Source organism: Streptomyces sp. NPDC024632 (assembly GCF_055559175.1).
Genome location: NZ_JBVHLD010000001.1, coordinates 505,221 through 518,192, shown reverse-complemented (window position 1 = coordinate 518,192; position 12,972 = coordinate 505,221). Strand labels below are relative to the sequence as shown.

The 12,972-nt window shown below is 71.9% G+C and carries 10 protein-coding genes; 3 read left to right on the top strand and 7 right to left on the bottom strand.

The annotated features are described in order from the left end of the window. Nucleotides 1-15 precede the first annotated feature (15 nt). Nucleotides 16-1,161: a glycosyltransferase gene (locus tag ACZ37P_RS02220; protein WP_391043673.1), complete on the top strand. Its 1,146-nt coding sequence runs from the start codon at nucleotides 16-18 to the stop codon at nucleotides 1,159-1,161. 138 nt (nucleotides 1,162-1,299) lie between these two features. Here ACZ37P_RS02220 and ACZ37P_RS02215 read toward each other — a convergent pair whose 3' ends face one another. The 4 genes from ACZ37P_RS02215 to gmd all read right to left on the bottom strand — a co-directional run bounded on the left by ACZ37P_RS02215 (nucleotide 1,300) and on the right by gmd (nucleotide 6,279). After that, complete coding sequence (locus tag ACZ37P_RS02215) at nucleotides 1,300-2,124, bottom strand: glycosyltransferase family 2 protein (protein ID WP_355334560.1); 825 nt, start codon at nucleotides 2,122-2,124, stop codon at nucleotides 1,300-1,302. 50 nt (nucleotides 2,125-2,174) lie between these two features. Further along, complete coding sequence (locus ACZ37P_RS02210) at nucleotides 2,175-2,927, bottom strand: hypothetical protein (protein WP_467344369.1); 753 nt, start codon at nucleotides 2,925-2,927, stop codon at nucleotides 2,175-2,177. Continuing rightward, nucleotides 2,924-5,146, bottom strand: coding sequence for a LamG-like jellyroll fold domain-containing protein (locus tag ACZ37P_RS02205; RefSeq protein ID WP_467344368.1), 2,223 nt, complete (start codon nucleotides 5,144-5,146; stop codon nucleotides 2,924-2,926). Before ACZ37P_RS02205 ends, ACZ37P_RS02210 begins: the two co-directional genes overlap by 4 nt. Nucleotides 5,147-5,265: 119 nt before the next feature. Further along, nucleotides 5,266-6,279, bottom strand: a complete 1,014-nt coding sequence (gene gmd / locus ACZ37P_RS02200) for a GDP-mannose 4,6-dehydratase (RefSeq protein WP_188285703.1) — start codon at nucleotides 6,277-6,279, stop codon at nucleotides 5,266-5,268. A 95-nt stretch (nucleotides 6,280-6,374) separates the two neighbouring features. Between gmd and ACZ37P_RS02195 the strand changes: the two genes are divergently transcribed. After that, nucleotides 6,375-7,337 (top strand): GDP-L-fucose synthase family protein, encoded by a 963-nt coding sequence (locus tag ACZ37P_RS02195; RefSeq protein WP_355334550.1) that lies wholly within the window; start codon nucleotides 6,375-6,377, stop codon nucleotides 7,335-7,337. Here ACZ37P_RS02195 and ACZ37P_RS02190 read toward each other — a convergent pair. Then, the gene (locus ACZ37P_RS02190) at nucleotides 7,334-8,851 is read right to left on the bottom strand and encodes a sugar transferase (RefSeq protein WP_467344367.1); all 1,518 of its coding nucleotides are present in this window, start codon (nucleotides 8,849-8,851) and stop codon (nucleotides 7,334-7,336) included. The genes ACZ37P_RS02195 and ACZ37P_RS02190 overlap by 4 nt on opposite strands. A gap of 274 nt (nucleotides 8,852-9,125) precedes the next feature. Between ACZ37P_RS02190 and ACZ37P_RS02185 the strand changes: the two genes are divergently transcribed. Continuing rightward, a complete protein-coding gene (locus ACZ37P_RS02185) occupies nucleotides 9,126-10,112 on the top strand; it encodes a small ribosomal subunit Rsm22 family protein (RefSeq protein WP_467344626.1) in 987 nt (328 codons plus the stop codon). A gap of 4 nt (nucleotides 10,113-10,116) precedes the next feature. Here the strand turns inward: ACZ37P_RS02185 and corA are convergent, their stop codons facing one another. Continuing rightward, nucleotides 10,117-11,280 (bottom strand): magnesium/cobalt transporter CorA, encoded by a 1,164-nt coding sequence (gene corA / locus ACZ37P_RS02180; RefSeq protein WP_391043687.1) that lies wholly within the window; start codon nucleotides 11,278-11,280, stop codon nucleotides 10,117-10,119. Then, on the bottom strand, nucleotides 11,277-12,854 hold the full coding sequence (locus tag ACZ37P_RS02175) for a phytoene desaturase family protein (RefSeq protein ID WP_467344365.1): 1,578 nt from the start codon (nucleotides 12,852-12,854) through the stop codon (nucleotides 11,277-11,279). The genes corA and ACZ37P_RS02175 overlap by 4 nt, the downstream gene beginning before the upstream one ends. Between the last annotated feature and the right edge of the window lie 118 nt (nucleotides 12,855-12,972).

Sequence of the window (12,972 nt, the reverse complement as noted above, 5' to 3'; positions counted from 1 at the left end):
GGGGTGGGGAGTCATATGAAGGTGCTGCATGTCGTCACGCTGCATACGCCGACGAACGACTTCGGCGGCCCGACACGGGTGGCGCTGAATCTGTCCAAGGGCCTGCGGGCCCAGGGTGTCGACGCCCGGATCGCGACGCTGGGCGACGGCTTCACGGGCCCGCTGCCGACGGAGCTGGAGGGCGTGCCGTCGTTCGTGCACCAGGCGCGCCACGTGCTGCCGTTCGAGGTGAGCGGCATCACGTCGCCGGGGCTGCTGGCGAAGGCGCGCCGGATGGTGAAGTCGGCGGACGTGGTCCATGTGCACCTGATGCGGGACCTGATCACGCTGCCGTTCGCGCTGGTCGCGCTGGAGGCCGGGGTGCCGCTGGTGATCCAGACGCACGGCATGATCGACCCGACGGAGAAGCTGTTCGCGAAGGCCGTCGACGTCCTGGGCATGAAGCGGGTGCTGCGCAAGGCGGACGCGATCTTGCACCTGACGCGGATGGAACGCGACGGTGTGCAGGCGGTGGTGCCCGACACTCCGCTGACCACCTTCCACCGGCTGGTCAACGGCGTGACGTTGCAGGACCGCAGGCCCGCGCGGGCCGACCGCCCGCCGACCGTGCTCTATCTGGCGCGGGTGCAGAAGCGCAAGCGCCCCGAGGACTTCGTGTCGGCGATGCCCGTGGTGCTGGCCAAGTACCCGGACGCGCGCTTCGTGCTGGCGGGCCCCGACACCGGCGATCTGACCGGCCCCATGCGGGAGCTGGCGGCGAAGCTGGGCGTGGCGGACTCGCTGGAGTGCGTCGGCGCGCTCGGCCACGAGCAGGTGCTGGAGCAGCTCAGGAAGTCCGATGTGTACGTGCTGCCGTCGGTGGTCGAGCCGTTCGCCGTCTCGATCCTGGAGGCGATGTCGGTCGGCCTGCCCGTGGTGGTGACCCGGACCGGCGGCCTGTCGCCCGACGTCGAGGCGGCGGGCGCGGGGCGGATCACCGACAGCGACCCCGACGCGGACAACGGCCCGCTGGTCGGCCAGGCGATCCTGGAACTGCTCGACCCGGCCGCCAACGAGGAGGCGTCGGACGCCGCCTGGCGGCTCATCCGCGACCGCTTCTCCATCGGCGCCGTCGTCGACACGCTCATGGAGGTGTACGGGGGCGTCACCCGCGCCGGGTGACGCCCCCGCGTGCGCTTCCGGACCCCGGGTCCCGGAGCGCGGTCCGCGGGCCGGCCCCGGGAGGACCGGGGCCGGCCTCGGGCGGCGCGATCAGCGACCGCGGGTCACGGCCGACCGCGGGTCACGGCCGACCGCGGGTCAGGGCTTGCGCCCCTCCCGCGTCTTGAGGCCGATCTGCCAGCGGTAGAAGCTCATGGCGAGCGCGTAGTCGAAGCCCGCCCGGCCGTCGAGGAAGCCGCGCTTGTAGACGTAGGCGTAGGTGAAGGACACCAGCGGCTTGAACGGCGCCTTGTGGAAGAGCTGGCCCTGGCGGGTCTTGACCTGCCGGATCTCCTCCTTCACCCGGGGGTTCAGCTCCAGCCACGCCTCCCAGTCGGAGTAGCGGTTGTGCCGCTCGAACCAGGTGCGCACCGGGTCGAGATCCTCGTGCTCGATCGGTGAGCGCAGCCGGGCGGCCGACGGCGCGACCGGCTGATAGTGGCCCTCCTGCTCGCCCATGCCGGGCGCTTCGAGGTCGCCGACCTCGGGAAAGTGGCAGCGCGTGCGGTCCAGCAGCGCGCGCTTGACGATGGTGTAGCCGTGCCGCAGCCGCCGCCCCGCGAACCAGTAGCCCAGCGGGATGTCGAAGGCGGCCACCGACGGCGGCCCGGCCGCGAAGGCGGCCTTCAGCTCGGCCAGCAGCTCGGGGCTCGGCGTCTCGTCGCCGTCGAGGAAGAGCAGCCAGGGGATCTCGGTGCGCACATGGTCCAGACACCACTGCTTCTTCTTGGGGTACTTGCCGTCCCACGCGTACTCGACGATCTCCGCGCCGAGGCCCTCGGCGATCTTGCAGGTGTCGTCGGTGCTGGCCGAGTCGACCACCACCACGGCCTCGACGTGGTCGATGACCGACGACACCGTACGGGCGATGTTCTCCGCCTCGTTCTTGGTCGGTATCGCCACCACGATCGGGAGCTTGCTCATGCGGTCCCTCCGTCCATCTCGGTCTCGTCCTGCGGCTCACGGCGCATCGCTCACCCCGTGCCCGCGAGCCACACGTAGCAGCCGCTGGAGGTGACGCCGCGCGCGGCGGCGGGGACGGTCATCCGGGCGCCGCTGCCGGCCGACAGGGTGCCGTTCGAGCTGGTCACCCGCCAGGTGCAGTGCGTCGACGGGTGCGGCGCGCGGTAGGTGCCGGGCGCGACCGACGTGCCGGGGACGGCCTTCGCCGCCACTGTGAACGTCCCGTCGGCGAAGCCCCGCGCGGCGGCGTCGATCACCGACCGCTGGTCGGGGCAGAGGCTGCGGACGGCCGCTGCCGCGCCGGACCCGCTGATGTCGCCGGTGACGATCGCCCCGGCCGCCGCGTCCTTGTCGATCTTCGCCGTACGGGTCAGCCGGTCGCAGATCTCTTGGCCGCCCTCGAGGACGGCCACCGGGTCGGTGCCCTTGGGCACCCGCCCCGACAGATACGACTTCTGGGGCTTGCTGAAGGTCCCGCCGCCGGGCGGGGTGAGCTGCGCGTCCGGCACCTTCGGGGCGTCGGCCGCGGAACCCGGCGCCTCGGTGCTGTCGTCCGAACCGGCACCGGCGTCGGGGCTCGTGGTCGCGGACGGTCCCGAAGTGCCGCCCGTGACCGTCGCGGAGACGCCGGGCGACGCCTTCGCGTCGTTCCTCGCCGTGTCGTGACCGCCTCCGCCACCCCCGCCGCCGCAGGCGCCGAGCAGCACCGCCGCCGCCGTCACGAGGACGGCGGCGGCAGTGGCGGAGCGGTGTTTCCGGGTCACCCGGCGGTCCCGAGCGCGTACTGGTTCGCGATCTGGGCCGGGCTGAGGACCGTCGGGAAGACGGCCGCCTCGTCGATCGAGCCCGCGAAGAACTGGCTCTTCGGCTGGGAAGGCCAGCCGTTCAGGTTGTCGCCGCCGACCCGCCAGAAACCGTCGTAGTTCTGGCTGGTGGTGACGGTGGCGTCACTGCCCTTGAGGGCGCCGTCCACGTACAGCCGCATCCCGTTCGCCCCCTGCGTGGCGACGACCTGGTGCCAGTTGCCGTCGTTGTAGCCGCCGGTGGGCGTGGAGACGATGCGGGTGCTGCCGGTGTAGGCGCCGAAGATGAGCTGACCGCTGTCGGTCATGTAGACGTGCTTGTCGTAGTTGCCGCTGGTCTCGGTCGCCAGGTTCCCGAAGCCGATCAGCTTGCCGCCGGAGGTCGTGGTGGTCTTGAACCACGTCTCGACGCTGTACGCGGACGGTGTGGGGTGCGAGCGGTCGCTGTACGTCCACTGGGTGGAGCCGTTGAAGGTGTACGCCTTCGAGCCGGGCACCGCGCCCGGCGAGACGGCGTGCACCGGGCCGCCGACGCTGATCCCGCTGTCGTCGGCCGCGGAGGCGTCCGCGTTGTACGAACCGGCGGCGGCGTCGTAGCGCCAGTACAGATTCGCGCCGTCGGCGAGGACCTGCGTGGCGTACGGCTCGGCCGTGGCCGGGACGGTGGCCGCCGCGTTCGGCGACTGGGCGCTGGTGTTGACGCCGTCACTGGCCGACACCCGGTAGGTGTACTTCACGCCGGGCGTGACATTGGTGTCGGTGAACGTGATCTGCGGGCGGATCCAGGGCTTGGAGTCGCCGCTGACCGTGTAGACGGGGGTGGCGGCGCCGTTGCGGTACACGTTGTAGATCAGCGTGCCGTCGTCGTTGTCGGTGCTCGACTGCCAGGTCACCTTCACCGCACTGGGGTCGATGCTGCTCACCGCGGTCTGCGGCAGCGTCGGGGCGCCGGTGTCGGGGCCGTCGGCGAAGCGGGTCAGGCCCTGCTGCGCGCCGCCGTTGACGGTGGTGAACTCGCCGCCGACCCACATGTAGTCGTGGCCGCCGGACGACGAGATCGCCATCACGCGCGGGCCGATCTTCTCGCCGATCCCGTCGTTGGTGTCGGGGTACCACGACAGCAGGTGCGGGTCGGTGACCGACTCGGCGACCAGGTGCTTGCGCGTCGAGTTGGGGAATTCGCCCATGCTGGAGCAGTCGTGGGCGTGCGAGCCGCTGTAGAGCACGGTGCCGTGGACCACCAGGCTCTGCGTGGCGCCCAGGCAGGTGTCCCGCCAGATCTGGTTGAAGTCGGTGAGGCTGAGCGCCACCCGGCCGTCGAACACGCCGCCGCCGGTGCCCTCGTTGGCGGTGTAGAAGGCGTTGCTCGCCGGGTCCACGATGATCGACTTCGTCACCGAGGTCGCGTCGAGGAACCCGGGCGGGTACGCCTTGGTCAGCGCGCCGGTCGTGGTGTCGACCACGGCGAGCGAGTGCGAGTAGGTGCCGCCGACGTAGTTGAAGTCACCGCCGATGATGGCGTTCTGGCCGTCCGGGGTGATCGCCAGCGCCCGGCCCGGCAGGTCGGCGTTGGGCGACCACGGCAGCAGGGCGCCCGCGGTGTTCACCGCGGCGAACTTGCCACGGGACTGGCCGCCGACCGACGTGAAGTCGCCGCCGAAGTACACGGCGTCCGAGGTCGCGGCGATGGTGCGCACCGTGCCCGAGGCCGCCGGGTGGAAGGTCGTGCTGACCGCGCAGGTGGCCAGGTTGATCGCGGCCAGGCTGCTCACCCCGACGCCGTTGACCGCGCCGAAGAAGCCGCCCGCGTAGAGCGTCTGGCCGTCGGGCGAGACGGCCAGCGCGCGCACGGTGGCGTTGTTGGAGCCCACCGTGAAGTTGAGCTGGCAGCCGGTGGGCGCGCCGGTCGCGGCGTCGAAGGCCGCGAAGTTCGCGACGGACGTCTCGTTGGTCCCGGCCGCGGACCCGGCGGGCCGGATCGCGGAGAAGGTGCCCCCTGTGTAGACCACGCCGTTCGCCTGGGCCATGGCCCACACGATCCCGTTGGTCTGGTACGTGCTGAGATTGTCGGCGGTGATGCCGACCGGTGGTTGGAGCGCGGTCGCCGATGGCGACGACATCACTCCCAGCGTCGCGGCTGCCAGCAATATGGCAGCCGAGAACACCGGCAATTTACGCATGAGTTGCCCCCCAGGCCCCTGATGTGTTGCAACGGCCGATACGGCCGTCGTGATGCACGGCAGAGTAGGGGGTTCCGCTTAGCCCGGTCTGCCTTTTTGACGAATAAAGTGACATCACATCATCTGTCGATGCGAATCGTGGCCCCCGACAACTGGTCCGCCACCTGTCGGATGTCCGCGTCGACCATGATCCGGGCCAGCTCCGCCACCCTGACCTGCGCCTTCCAGTCCAGCAGGTCCCGTGCCTTGCTCGCGTCGCCGATGAGCGCGTCGACCTCGCTGGGCCGCTCGTATTTCGGGTCGTACCGGACATGCTCGGCCCAGTCCAGACCCGCGTGCTCGAAGGCCACCTCGAGGAACTGCCGCACGGTCGCGGCCTCGCCGGTCGCCACCACGTAGTCCTCCGGCTCGTCGCGCTGGAGCATCCGCCACATCGCGTCCACGTACTCCGGCGCGTAGCCCCAGTCGCGCACCGCGTCCAGATTGCCCAGGTAGAGCCGGTCCTGGAGGCCGGCCTGGATACGCGCGATGGCGCGGGTGATCTTGCGGGTGACGAAGGTCTCACCGCGGCGCGGGGACTCGTGGTTGAACAGGATGCCGTTGACGGCGTACATCCCGTACGCCTCGCGATAGTTCACCGTCGCCCAGTAGGCGAAGACCTTCGCGCAGCCGTACGGGCTGCGCGGGTGGAACGGGGTGCGCTCGTTCTGCGGCGGCGGGGCGGCGCCGAACATCTCCGAGGACGACGCCTGGTAGATCCGCGCCTCGATGCCGCTCGCCCGCAGCGCCTCCAGCAGCCGCAGCGCGGACAGGCCGGTGACGTCCCCGGTGTACAGCGGCGCGTCGAAGGAGACCCGCACATGGGACTGCGCGCCCAGGTTGTAGATCTCGTCCGGCCGCAGGTCACGCAGCAGGCTCACCAGCGCGATGCCGTCGGTGAGATCCGCGTGATGCAGCACGAAGGAGCGGTTCTTCTCCTGGGGGTCCTGGTAGATGTGGTCGATCCGTTCGGTGTTGAACGTCGACGAGCGGCGCACGAGGCCGTGCACGGTGTAGCCCTTGGACAGCAGCAGCTCCGCGAGATACGAGCCGTCCTGGCCGGTGACGCCGGTGATGAGCGCGGTCTTGCCCATGTGAGTCCCCCCAACTGGTCGGGTTGTGCTGTATTTCGTACGTAAAGATGGGTTGGCACCCGATCGGGTGAAGTGTGCTGGCAGAATGCCGTTCCATGACAGACCTACTGCCGGACGCGGCCCGGATCTTCGTCGCGGGCCACCGCGGCCTCGTCGGCTCCGCCGTGGCCCGCCGCCTCACCGCCGACGGCCACCAGGTGCTCACCCGGGGCCGCGCGGAACTGGACCTGCGGGACGCGGCGGCGACCGCCGCGTATCTGCGCGACATCCGGCCCGACGCGGTGGTGCTCGCCGCCGCCAAGGTCGGGGGGATCATGGCCAACTCGACCTACCCCGTGCAGTTCCTGGAGGACAATCTCCGGATCCAGCTCAGCGTCGTCGCCGGGGCCCACGAGGCGGGCGTCGCCCGCCTGCTCTTCCTCGGCTCCTCGTGCATCTACCCCAAGCTGGCCCCGCAGCCGATCCACGAGGACGCGCTGCTCACCGGCCCCCTGGAGCCGACCAACGAGGCGTACGCGCTCGCCAAGATCGCCGGCATCGTCCAGGTGCAGTCCTACCGCAAGCAGTACGGCGCCTCGTACATCTCCGCGATGCCCACCAACCTCTACGGCCCCGGCGACAACTTCGACCTCGCCACCTCGCACGTGCTGCCCGCCCTCATCCGCCGCTTCCACGAGGCCGAGCGGGACGGCGCGGCCGAACTGACCCTGTGGGGCAGCGGCACACCGCGGCGCGAATTCCTGCACGTGGACGACCTCGCGGCGGCCTGCGCGCTGCTGCTGCGGGTCTACGACGGCGCCGAGCCGGTCAACGTCGGCTGCGGCGAGGACCTGACCATCCGCGAACTGGCCGAGACCGTCAGGGACGTCGTCGGCTACCGCGGCACGATCGGCTGGGACACCACAAAACCCGACGGCACGCCGCGCAAGCTGCTCGACGTGTCCCGTCTTCAGGCGCTCGGCTGGCGGCCGGAGATCGCGCTGCGGGACGGGATCGCCGCGGTGTACGCGGACTGGCGGGCGACCGCCGGGTCTGTGGCCGGAACAGTGACTCACTAGTACGCCCCGCGTCCGTCGACCACGGCCCGCAGGGTGCGGGCCATCACATCCGCGTCGCCCGAGAGCGACCAGTTGTCGACATACCGCAGATCGATCGCGAGGGTCTCGTCCCAGGACAGCTCCGACCTGCCGCTGACCTGCCACAGACCCGTGATGCCCGGCTTGACCGCGAGGCGCCTGACCTCCACCTCGTTGTACCGCGCCACCTCGTCGGGCAGCGGCGGACGCGGGCCGACCATCGACATCTCGCCGCGCAGCACGTTCACGAGCTGCGGCAGCTCGTCCAGCGACAGCCGCCGCAGCAGCCGCCCGACGCGGGTGACCCGGGGGTCACGGCGCATCTTGAACATCAGGCCGTCGTTCTCGTTCGACCCGTGCAGATCGGGCTTGCGCTGCTCCGCGTCGACCACCATCGTGCGGAATTTCCACATGGTGAACGGCACGCAGCCCTGCCCGTACCGGATCTGGCGGTGGAAGGCCGGGCCCTGCGAGGTCAGCCGGACCGCCGCCGCCACCAGGCCGAAGACCGGGGAGAGCAGCAGGAGTCCGAGCCCCGCGCCGACCCGGTCGAGGGCCGACTTGAGCACCGGCTGGACGCCGCGCCTGGACGGCGGGGCGATGTGCAGCATGGCCAGGCCCGCGGGCGCGTCCAACTGCACCCGGCGCACGGCCACATCGATCAGCCCCGGCAGCACCGCGAGCGGCAGGCCCGCGTCGTGCAGCGACCAGGACAGCCTGCGCAGCCGTTCCGCGGACAGCCGCGGTCCCGGCGCCACCAGGACCAGCTCCGCCCCGTGGTCACGGGCGGCGCCGAGCACGATGCCCGCGTCCTCGGCGAGACCGGACGGCGCGACCGCGCCGAGCCGTGCGGTGACCGGGGCCCCGCACTCCAGCTTGGCGTTGCCCACCGGGACCACCCCGACCACCACATACGCGTGTTCGGTACGGGCCGCGAGGTGGCCCACCACATGGTCGGCGGAGCTCGGCTCGCCGATGACCAGCACCCTGCGCACGGCGTGGGCCTCGCGCCGGGCGGCGATCAGGTGGTGGTGGGTGAGCATCCGGCAGGCCGCCGTCAGCACGGGACCGGCGGTCAGCCCGGCCAGCGCGTACGACGGTTCCGCCACCTGATCGAAGGCGGTCCTGAGCACGGCGAGCACCCCGAGCAGCATCAGCCAGTCCCGGAGCACCGCCCCGGCGCCGCGATGCTCGCCGAGGACGTCCGCCGCGTAGCGCCGCCTGACCGCCTGGACACCGACCCAGGCGAGCGCCGCCACGGCGGCGCAGACCAGCGGGTGCGGCTGGCCGGTGGCATGGAAGATCGCCGCGACCGGGAACGCGATCCCGAGCACGTCGACGGTGAGCGCGAGCGGCAGATACCACCGCGCCTTGTCACTGAACCTGCCGTGCCCGCCGTAAGGGCCGGGCACAGCGAGGGCACCGGTGGAACCCGATGCCCTCCTGCCGAACGCGTGCGCGGCTTTCGCGCGCACGGGTCTCGTATCGGCACTCATGGGTATGACCGGTAGAACCCGGTTTGCTTCGACACGCCGCATGGACCCCCCTGGCACATCGCGACCGACGAGGCGCTCTACCACTTCCCCAAGGGGTAGTGCGCCTGGATAAGAGCGAACGCTAGGCCAACACGAGGGCTTTCCGCTGCGGTTTACGCAGATTCGAGCCGTTGTTATGACCGAGTTAACACAAGTATGGATATCGAATGGCCACAGAGTGTAAGGAGGCCGTTACGGGTGTGCACGACCCTTACCCTTGGGACTTGTGTCCACTGTGCACCTACCCGACGACCTGCGTACAGCCCTGTCGGCGCGACTGAGCGCCACGGCCCCCACCAGGGCTTCCGCCGAGGTGGAACGCCTCATCGAAACATATCGTGGCAAGTCGCCGACGTCAGCGCCCATTCTGCGGGACGCGGCGTCGGTGGCGGCTTACGCGGCCTACCGTATGCCCGCCACGTACGCGGCCGTCAGGGCCGCGCTCGAGGCATTCCGTTTGCAGGCCGGGCAGTGGTCGCCCGCGACCCATCTCGACCTCGGCGGCGGGACCGGCGCGGCGACGTGGGCGGTGGCCGACGCGTTCCCGGGCGATCCTTCGGCGAGCGCGCACACCTCCACCGTCCTCGACTGGTCGCAGTCCGCCCTCGACCTGGGAAGTGAACTGGCGCGCACCGCCGAGTCGCCCGCCCTGCGCGCCGCGCGCTGGACCCGGTCGCCGCTCGGCGGCGGACCCGCGCTGCCCGCCGCCGACCTGGTCACCGTCTCGTACGTGATCGGGGAGTTGACCGCCGCCGACCGCACCGCGCTGATCGACGCGGCCGCGCTGGCGGCCACCGGGGCGGTGCTCGTCGTCGAGCCCGGCACCCCCGAGGGGTACGCGCGCACGATCGCCGCCCGCGACCGGCTGCTCGCCGCCGGGCTCACCGTCCTCGCGCCCTGCCCGCACGACGCGGCCTGCCCGGTCACGGGCGACGACTGGTGCCACTTCGCCGCCCGCGTCCAGCGCAGCTCGCTGCACCGGCAGGTCAAGGGCGGCTCACTGCCCTACGAGGACGAGAAGTTCAGCTACGTGGCCGCCGCGCGGTTCCCCGCGGCCCCCGCCCCCGGCCGCGTCGTGCGCCACCCGCAGATCCGCAAGGGTCTGGTCCTGCTCGACCTGTGCACCGCCGACCGCGGCCTGGTCCGCGACGCCGTCAGCAAACGGCACGGCGACACCTACCGAGCGGCCCGCGACGCCTCCTGGGGCGACCCCTGGAGCTAGCGCCCTACAGCCAGCCGTAGCGGTGGAAGGCGCGGTAGCACAGGAAGGACAGCGTGGCCATCACGCCCACCATCAGCGGGTAGCCGAAGGACCAGCGCAGCTCGGGCATGTGGTCGAAGTTCATGCCGTAGAAGCCCGCGATCATCGTCGGGACGGCGAGGATCGCGGCGCCCGCGCTGATCCGCCGCATGTCGACGTTCTGTTGCACGGCGAGTTGGCTGAGATTGGCCGCCAGCAGACCGTCGACCAGCTCGCCGTAGCCCACCAGCCGCTCGCGGACGTGGGTCAGGTGGTCGGCGACGTCGCGCAGATAGCGGGCGACCTCGGCGCCGATGAGCCGGTCCGGCTCCTCGCTCAGCCGCTGCAAGGGCCTGGCCATCGGGTGCACGGCCCGCTTGAACTCGATGAGCTCCCGCTTGAGCTGGTAGATCCGCTCGGCGTCGTCGCGGTGCGAGTCGGCGAAGACGTCGGCCTCCAGGTCGTCCACGTCCAGCTCGACCTCGTCGGCGACGTCCAGGTAGTCGTCCACGACCTGGTCGACGATGGCGTGCAGGACCGCCGAGGGTCCGTGCGCCAGCATCTCCGGGCTGCTTTCGAGGGCGTGCCGTACGCGGGTCAGCCCCGGCGCGCTGCCGTGCCGCACCACCACGACGAAGTCCGCGCCGAGGAAGATCATCAGCTCACCGGTGTCGACCACCTCGCTGGTCGCGGTCAGCTTCTCGTGCTCGACGAAGACGATCGTCTTGACCACCATGAACAGCGAGTCGCCGTACCGCTCCAGCTTGGGCCGCTGGTGCGCGGTCACCGCGTCCTCGACCGCCAGCGGATGCAGCCCGAACACCTCGGCGATCTCGGTCAGATGCTCCGCCTCCGGTTCGTGCAGCCCGATCCAGGCGAAGCCGCCGGTGTGCTTCCTGGCCTCCGCCAGCGCCTCGCGCGGCGGCAGCGACGCCACCCGCGAGCCGTCCGCGTACACCGCGCAGTCGACCACCACGTCCGCGGTGCGGCGGCGCTGCTCGGGCACCGTGCCGTCCTCGCCGAGGGTGTGCCAGGTGCCGCCGCGCCGCCACTGCCTGCGGCCGCCCGTGCGGCGGGCGAGCCGCCTGGGGTCGATCAGCCGCGGGTCCAGACGCCGGCCAGGGGTGATGCCGCGTTCGTCGGTGGTCATCGTGCCTTCTCCAGTACCGCCATGGCCGCGTTGTGCCCGGGAACACCGCTCACCCCGCCGCCGCGGGCCGCGCCCGCGCCGCAGAGGAAGACGTTCTCATGCGGGGTGCCGACGCCCCAGCGGCCTGTGGCGTGCGTCACCTGGTCCGCGTCCGGCGCGGCGTACGGCCACGACAGGTCGCGGTGGAAGATGTGGCCGCCGGGCAGGCCCACCTCGCGCTCCAGGTCCAGCGGCGACTTCGCCTCCAGACACGGCCTGCCGTCGCCGTCCAGCAGCAGGCAGTCCGCCAGCGGCTCGGCGAGCACCGCGTCGAGCTGCGCCAGCGTCGCCTCCAGCAGCGCGTCCTTCGCCCCCGCCGGGTCCGCCGCGAACAGCCGCGCGGGCGTGTGCAGTCCGAACAGGGTCAGCGTGTGGACGCCCCGCCCGGCCAGTTCCGGCGAGAGGATCGACGGGTCGGTCAGGCTGTGGCAGTAGATCTCCGACGGCGGCGCGTCCGGCAGGCGCCCCGCGGCGGCCTGCTCGTACGCGGTCGCCAACTGCTCGTAGCCCTCGGCGATGTGGAAGGTCCCGGCGAACGCCTCGCGCGGGTCCACCGAGGTGTCGCGCAGCCGCGGCAGCCTGCGCAGCAGCATGTTGACCTTGAGCTGCGCGCCCTCGGGGGCCGGACCCGGCGCCGCCTCGCCCAGCAGCCCGGCCAGCGTGTGCGGCGCCGCGTTGACCAGCACGTCACGCGCCCCGACCGTCACCTGCCGCCCCTCGCGCTCGTACGTCACCTCCGCGCGTACGCCGTCCGCCGCGATGCCCGTGACCTCGGCGCCGGTGACGATCTCGGCGCCCGCCGCGCGGGCCGCGTCCGCCAGCGCGTCGGTGAACGCGCCCATCCCGCCCACCGGCACGTCCCAGTCGCCGGTCCCGCCGCCGATCACGTGGTACAGGAAACAGCGGTTCTGCCGCAGCGACGGGTCGTGGGCGTGCGTGAAGGTGCCGATCAGCGCGTCGGTGAGGACCACGCCCCGCACCAGGTCGTCCGCGAAGGCCGCCTCCACCGTCTCGCCCAGCGGCCGCTCGAACAGCGCCTCCCAGGCCGCGGAGTCGCCGATCGCGCTCTCCAGCGCGGCCCGCGAGGGCAGCGGCTCGGTCAGCGTCGGGAACACCGCCTCCGCGACCCGCCCGGTCATCGCGTAGAACCGCTGCCACGCCTCGAAGTCCCGGTCGTCGCCGGTCAGCGCGGCGAACTGCTCCCGCGTACGGGCCGCGTCGCCCGCGTCCACCAGCAGGCCGCCGGTGCCGCGCGGGGTGTACGAGGAGATCCGGCGGCGGCGCACCGCGAACCGCAGCCCCAGCTCGTCGGTGATCCGCGCGGGCAGCAGGCTCACCAGGTAGGAGTAGCGCGACAGCCGTGCGTCCACCCCGGCGAAGGCCCGGGTCGACACGGCCGCGCCGCCCGTCGCGGGCAGCCGTTCGAGCAGCAGCACCCGGCGGCCCGCGCGGGCCAGATAGGCGGCGGCGACCAGCCCGTTGTGGCCGCCGCCGACGATCACCACGTCATGCCGTGCCCCGCTCGAAACGTCCATCCCCGCACCCTATGACGCGGCGGCGCACGGCATGGGGCGGTCGGGACCGGGCGGTTCAGCTGGTCGGCGGCCGAGCCGCCACCACGCCGAGGCCCCCGGCCGGGAGGACCCGCGGCGT

What these genes read in the sequence shown, in the direction of transcription:
- ACZ37P_RS02215 (WP_355334560.1), bottom strand. Translation starts at nt 2,124, where the DNA reads ATGAGCAAGCTCCCGATCGTGGTGGCGATACCGACCAAGAACGAGGCG.
- corA (WP_391043687.1), bottom strand. Translation starts at nt 11,280, where the DNA reads ATGACCACCGACGAACGCGGCATCACCCCTGGCCGGCGTCTGGACCCG.
- ACZ37P_RS02190 (WP_467344367.1), bottom strand. Translation starts at nt 8,851, where the DNA reads ATGAGTGCCGATACGAGACCCGTGCGCGCGAAAGCCGCGCACGCGTTC.
- ACZ37P_RS02205 (WP_467344368.1), bottom strand. Translation starts at nt 5,146, where the DNA reads ATGCGTAAATTGCCGGTGTTCTCGGCTGCCATATTGCTGGCAGCCGCG.
- ACZ37P_RS02175 (WP_467344365.1), bottom strand. Translation starts at nt 12,854, where the DNA reads ATGGACGTTTCGAGCGGGGCACGGCATGACGTGGTGATCGTCGGCGGC.
- gmd (WP_188285703.1), bottom strand. Translation starts at nt 6,279, where the DNA reads ATGGGCAAGACCGCGCTCATCACCGGCGTCACCGGCCAGGACGGCTCG.
- ACZ37P_RS02195 (WP_355334550.1), top strand. Translation starts at nt 6,375, where the DNA reads ATGACAGACCTACTGCCGGACGCGGCCCGGATCTTCGTCGCGGGCCAC.
- ACZ37P_RS02220 (WP_391043673.1), top strand. Translation starts at nt 16, where the DNA reads ATGAAGGTGCTGCATGTCGTCACGCTGCATACGCCGACGAACGACTTC.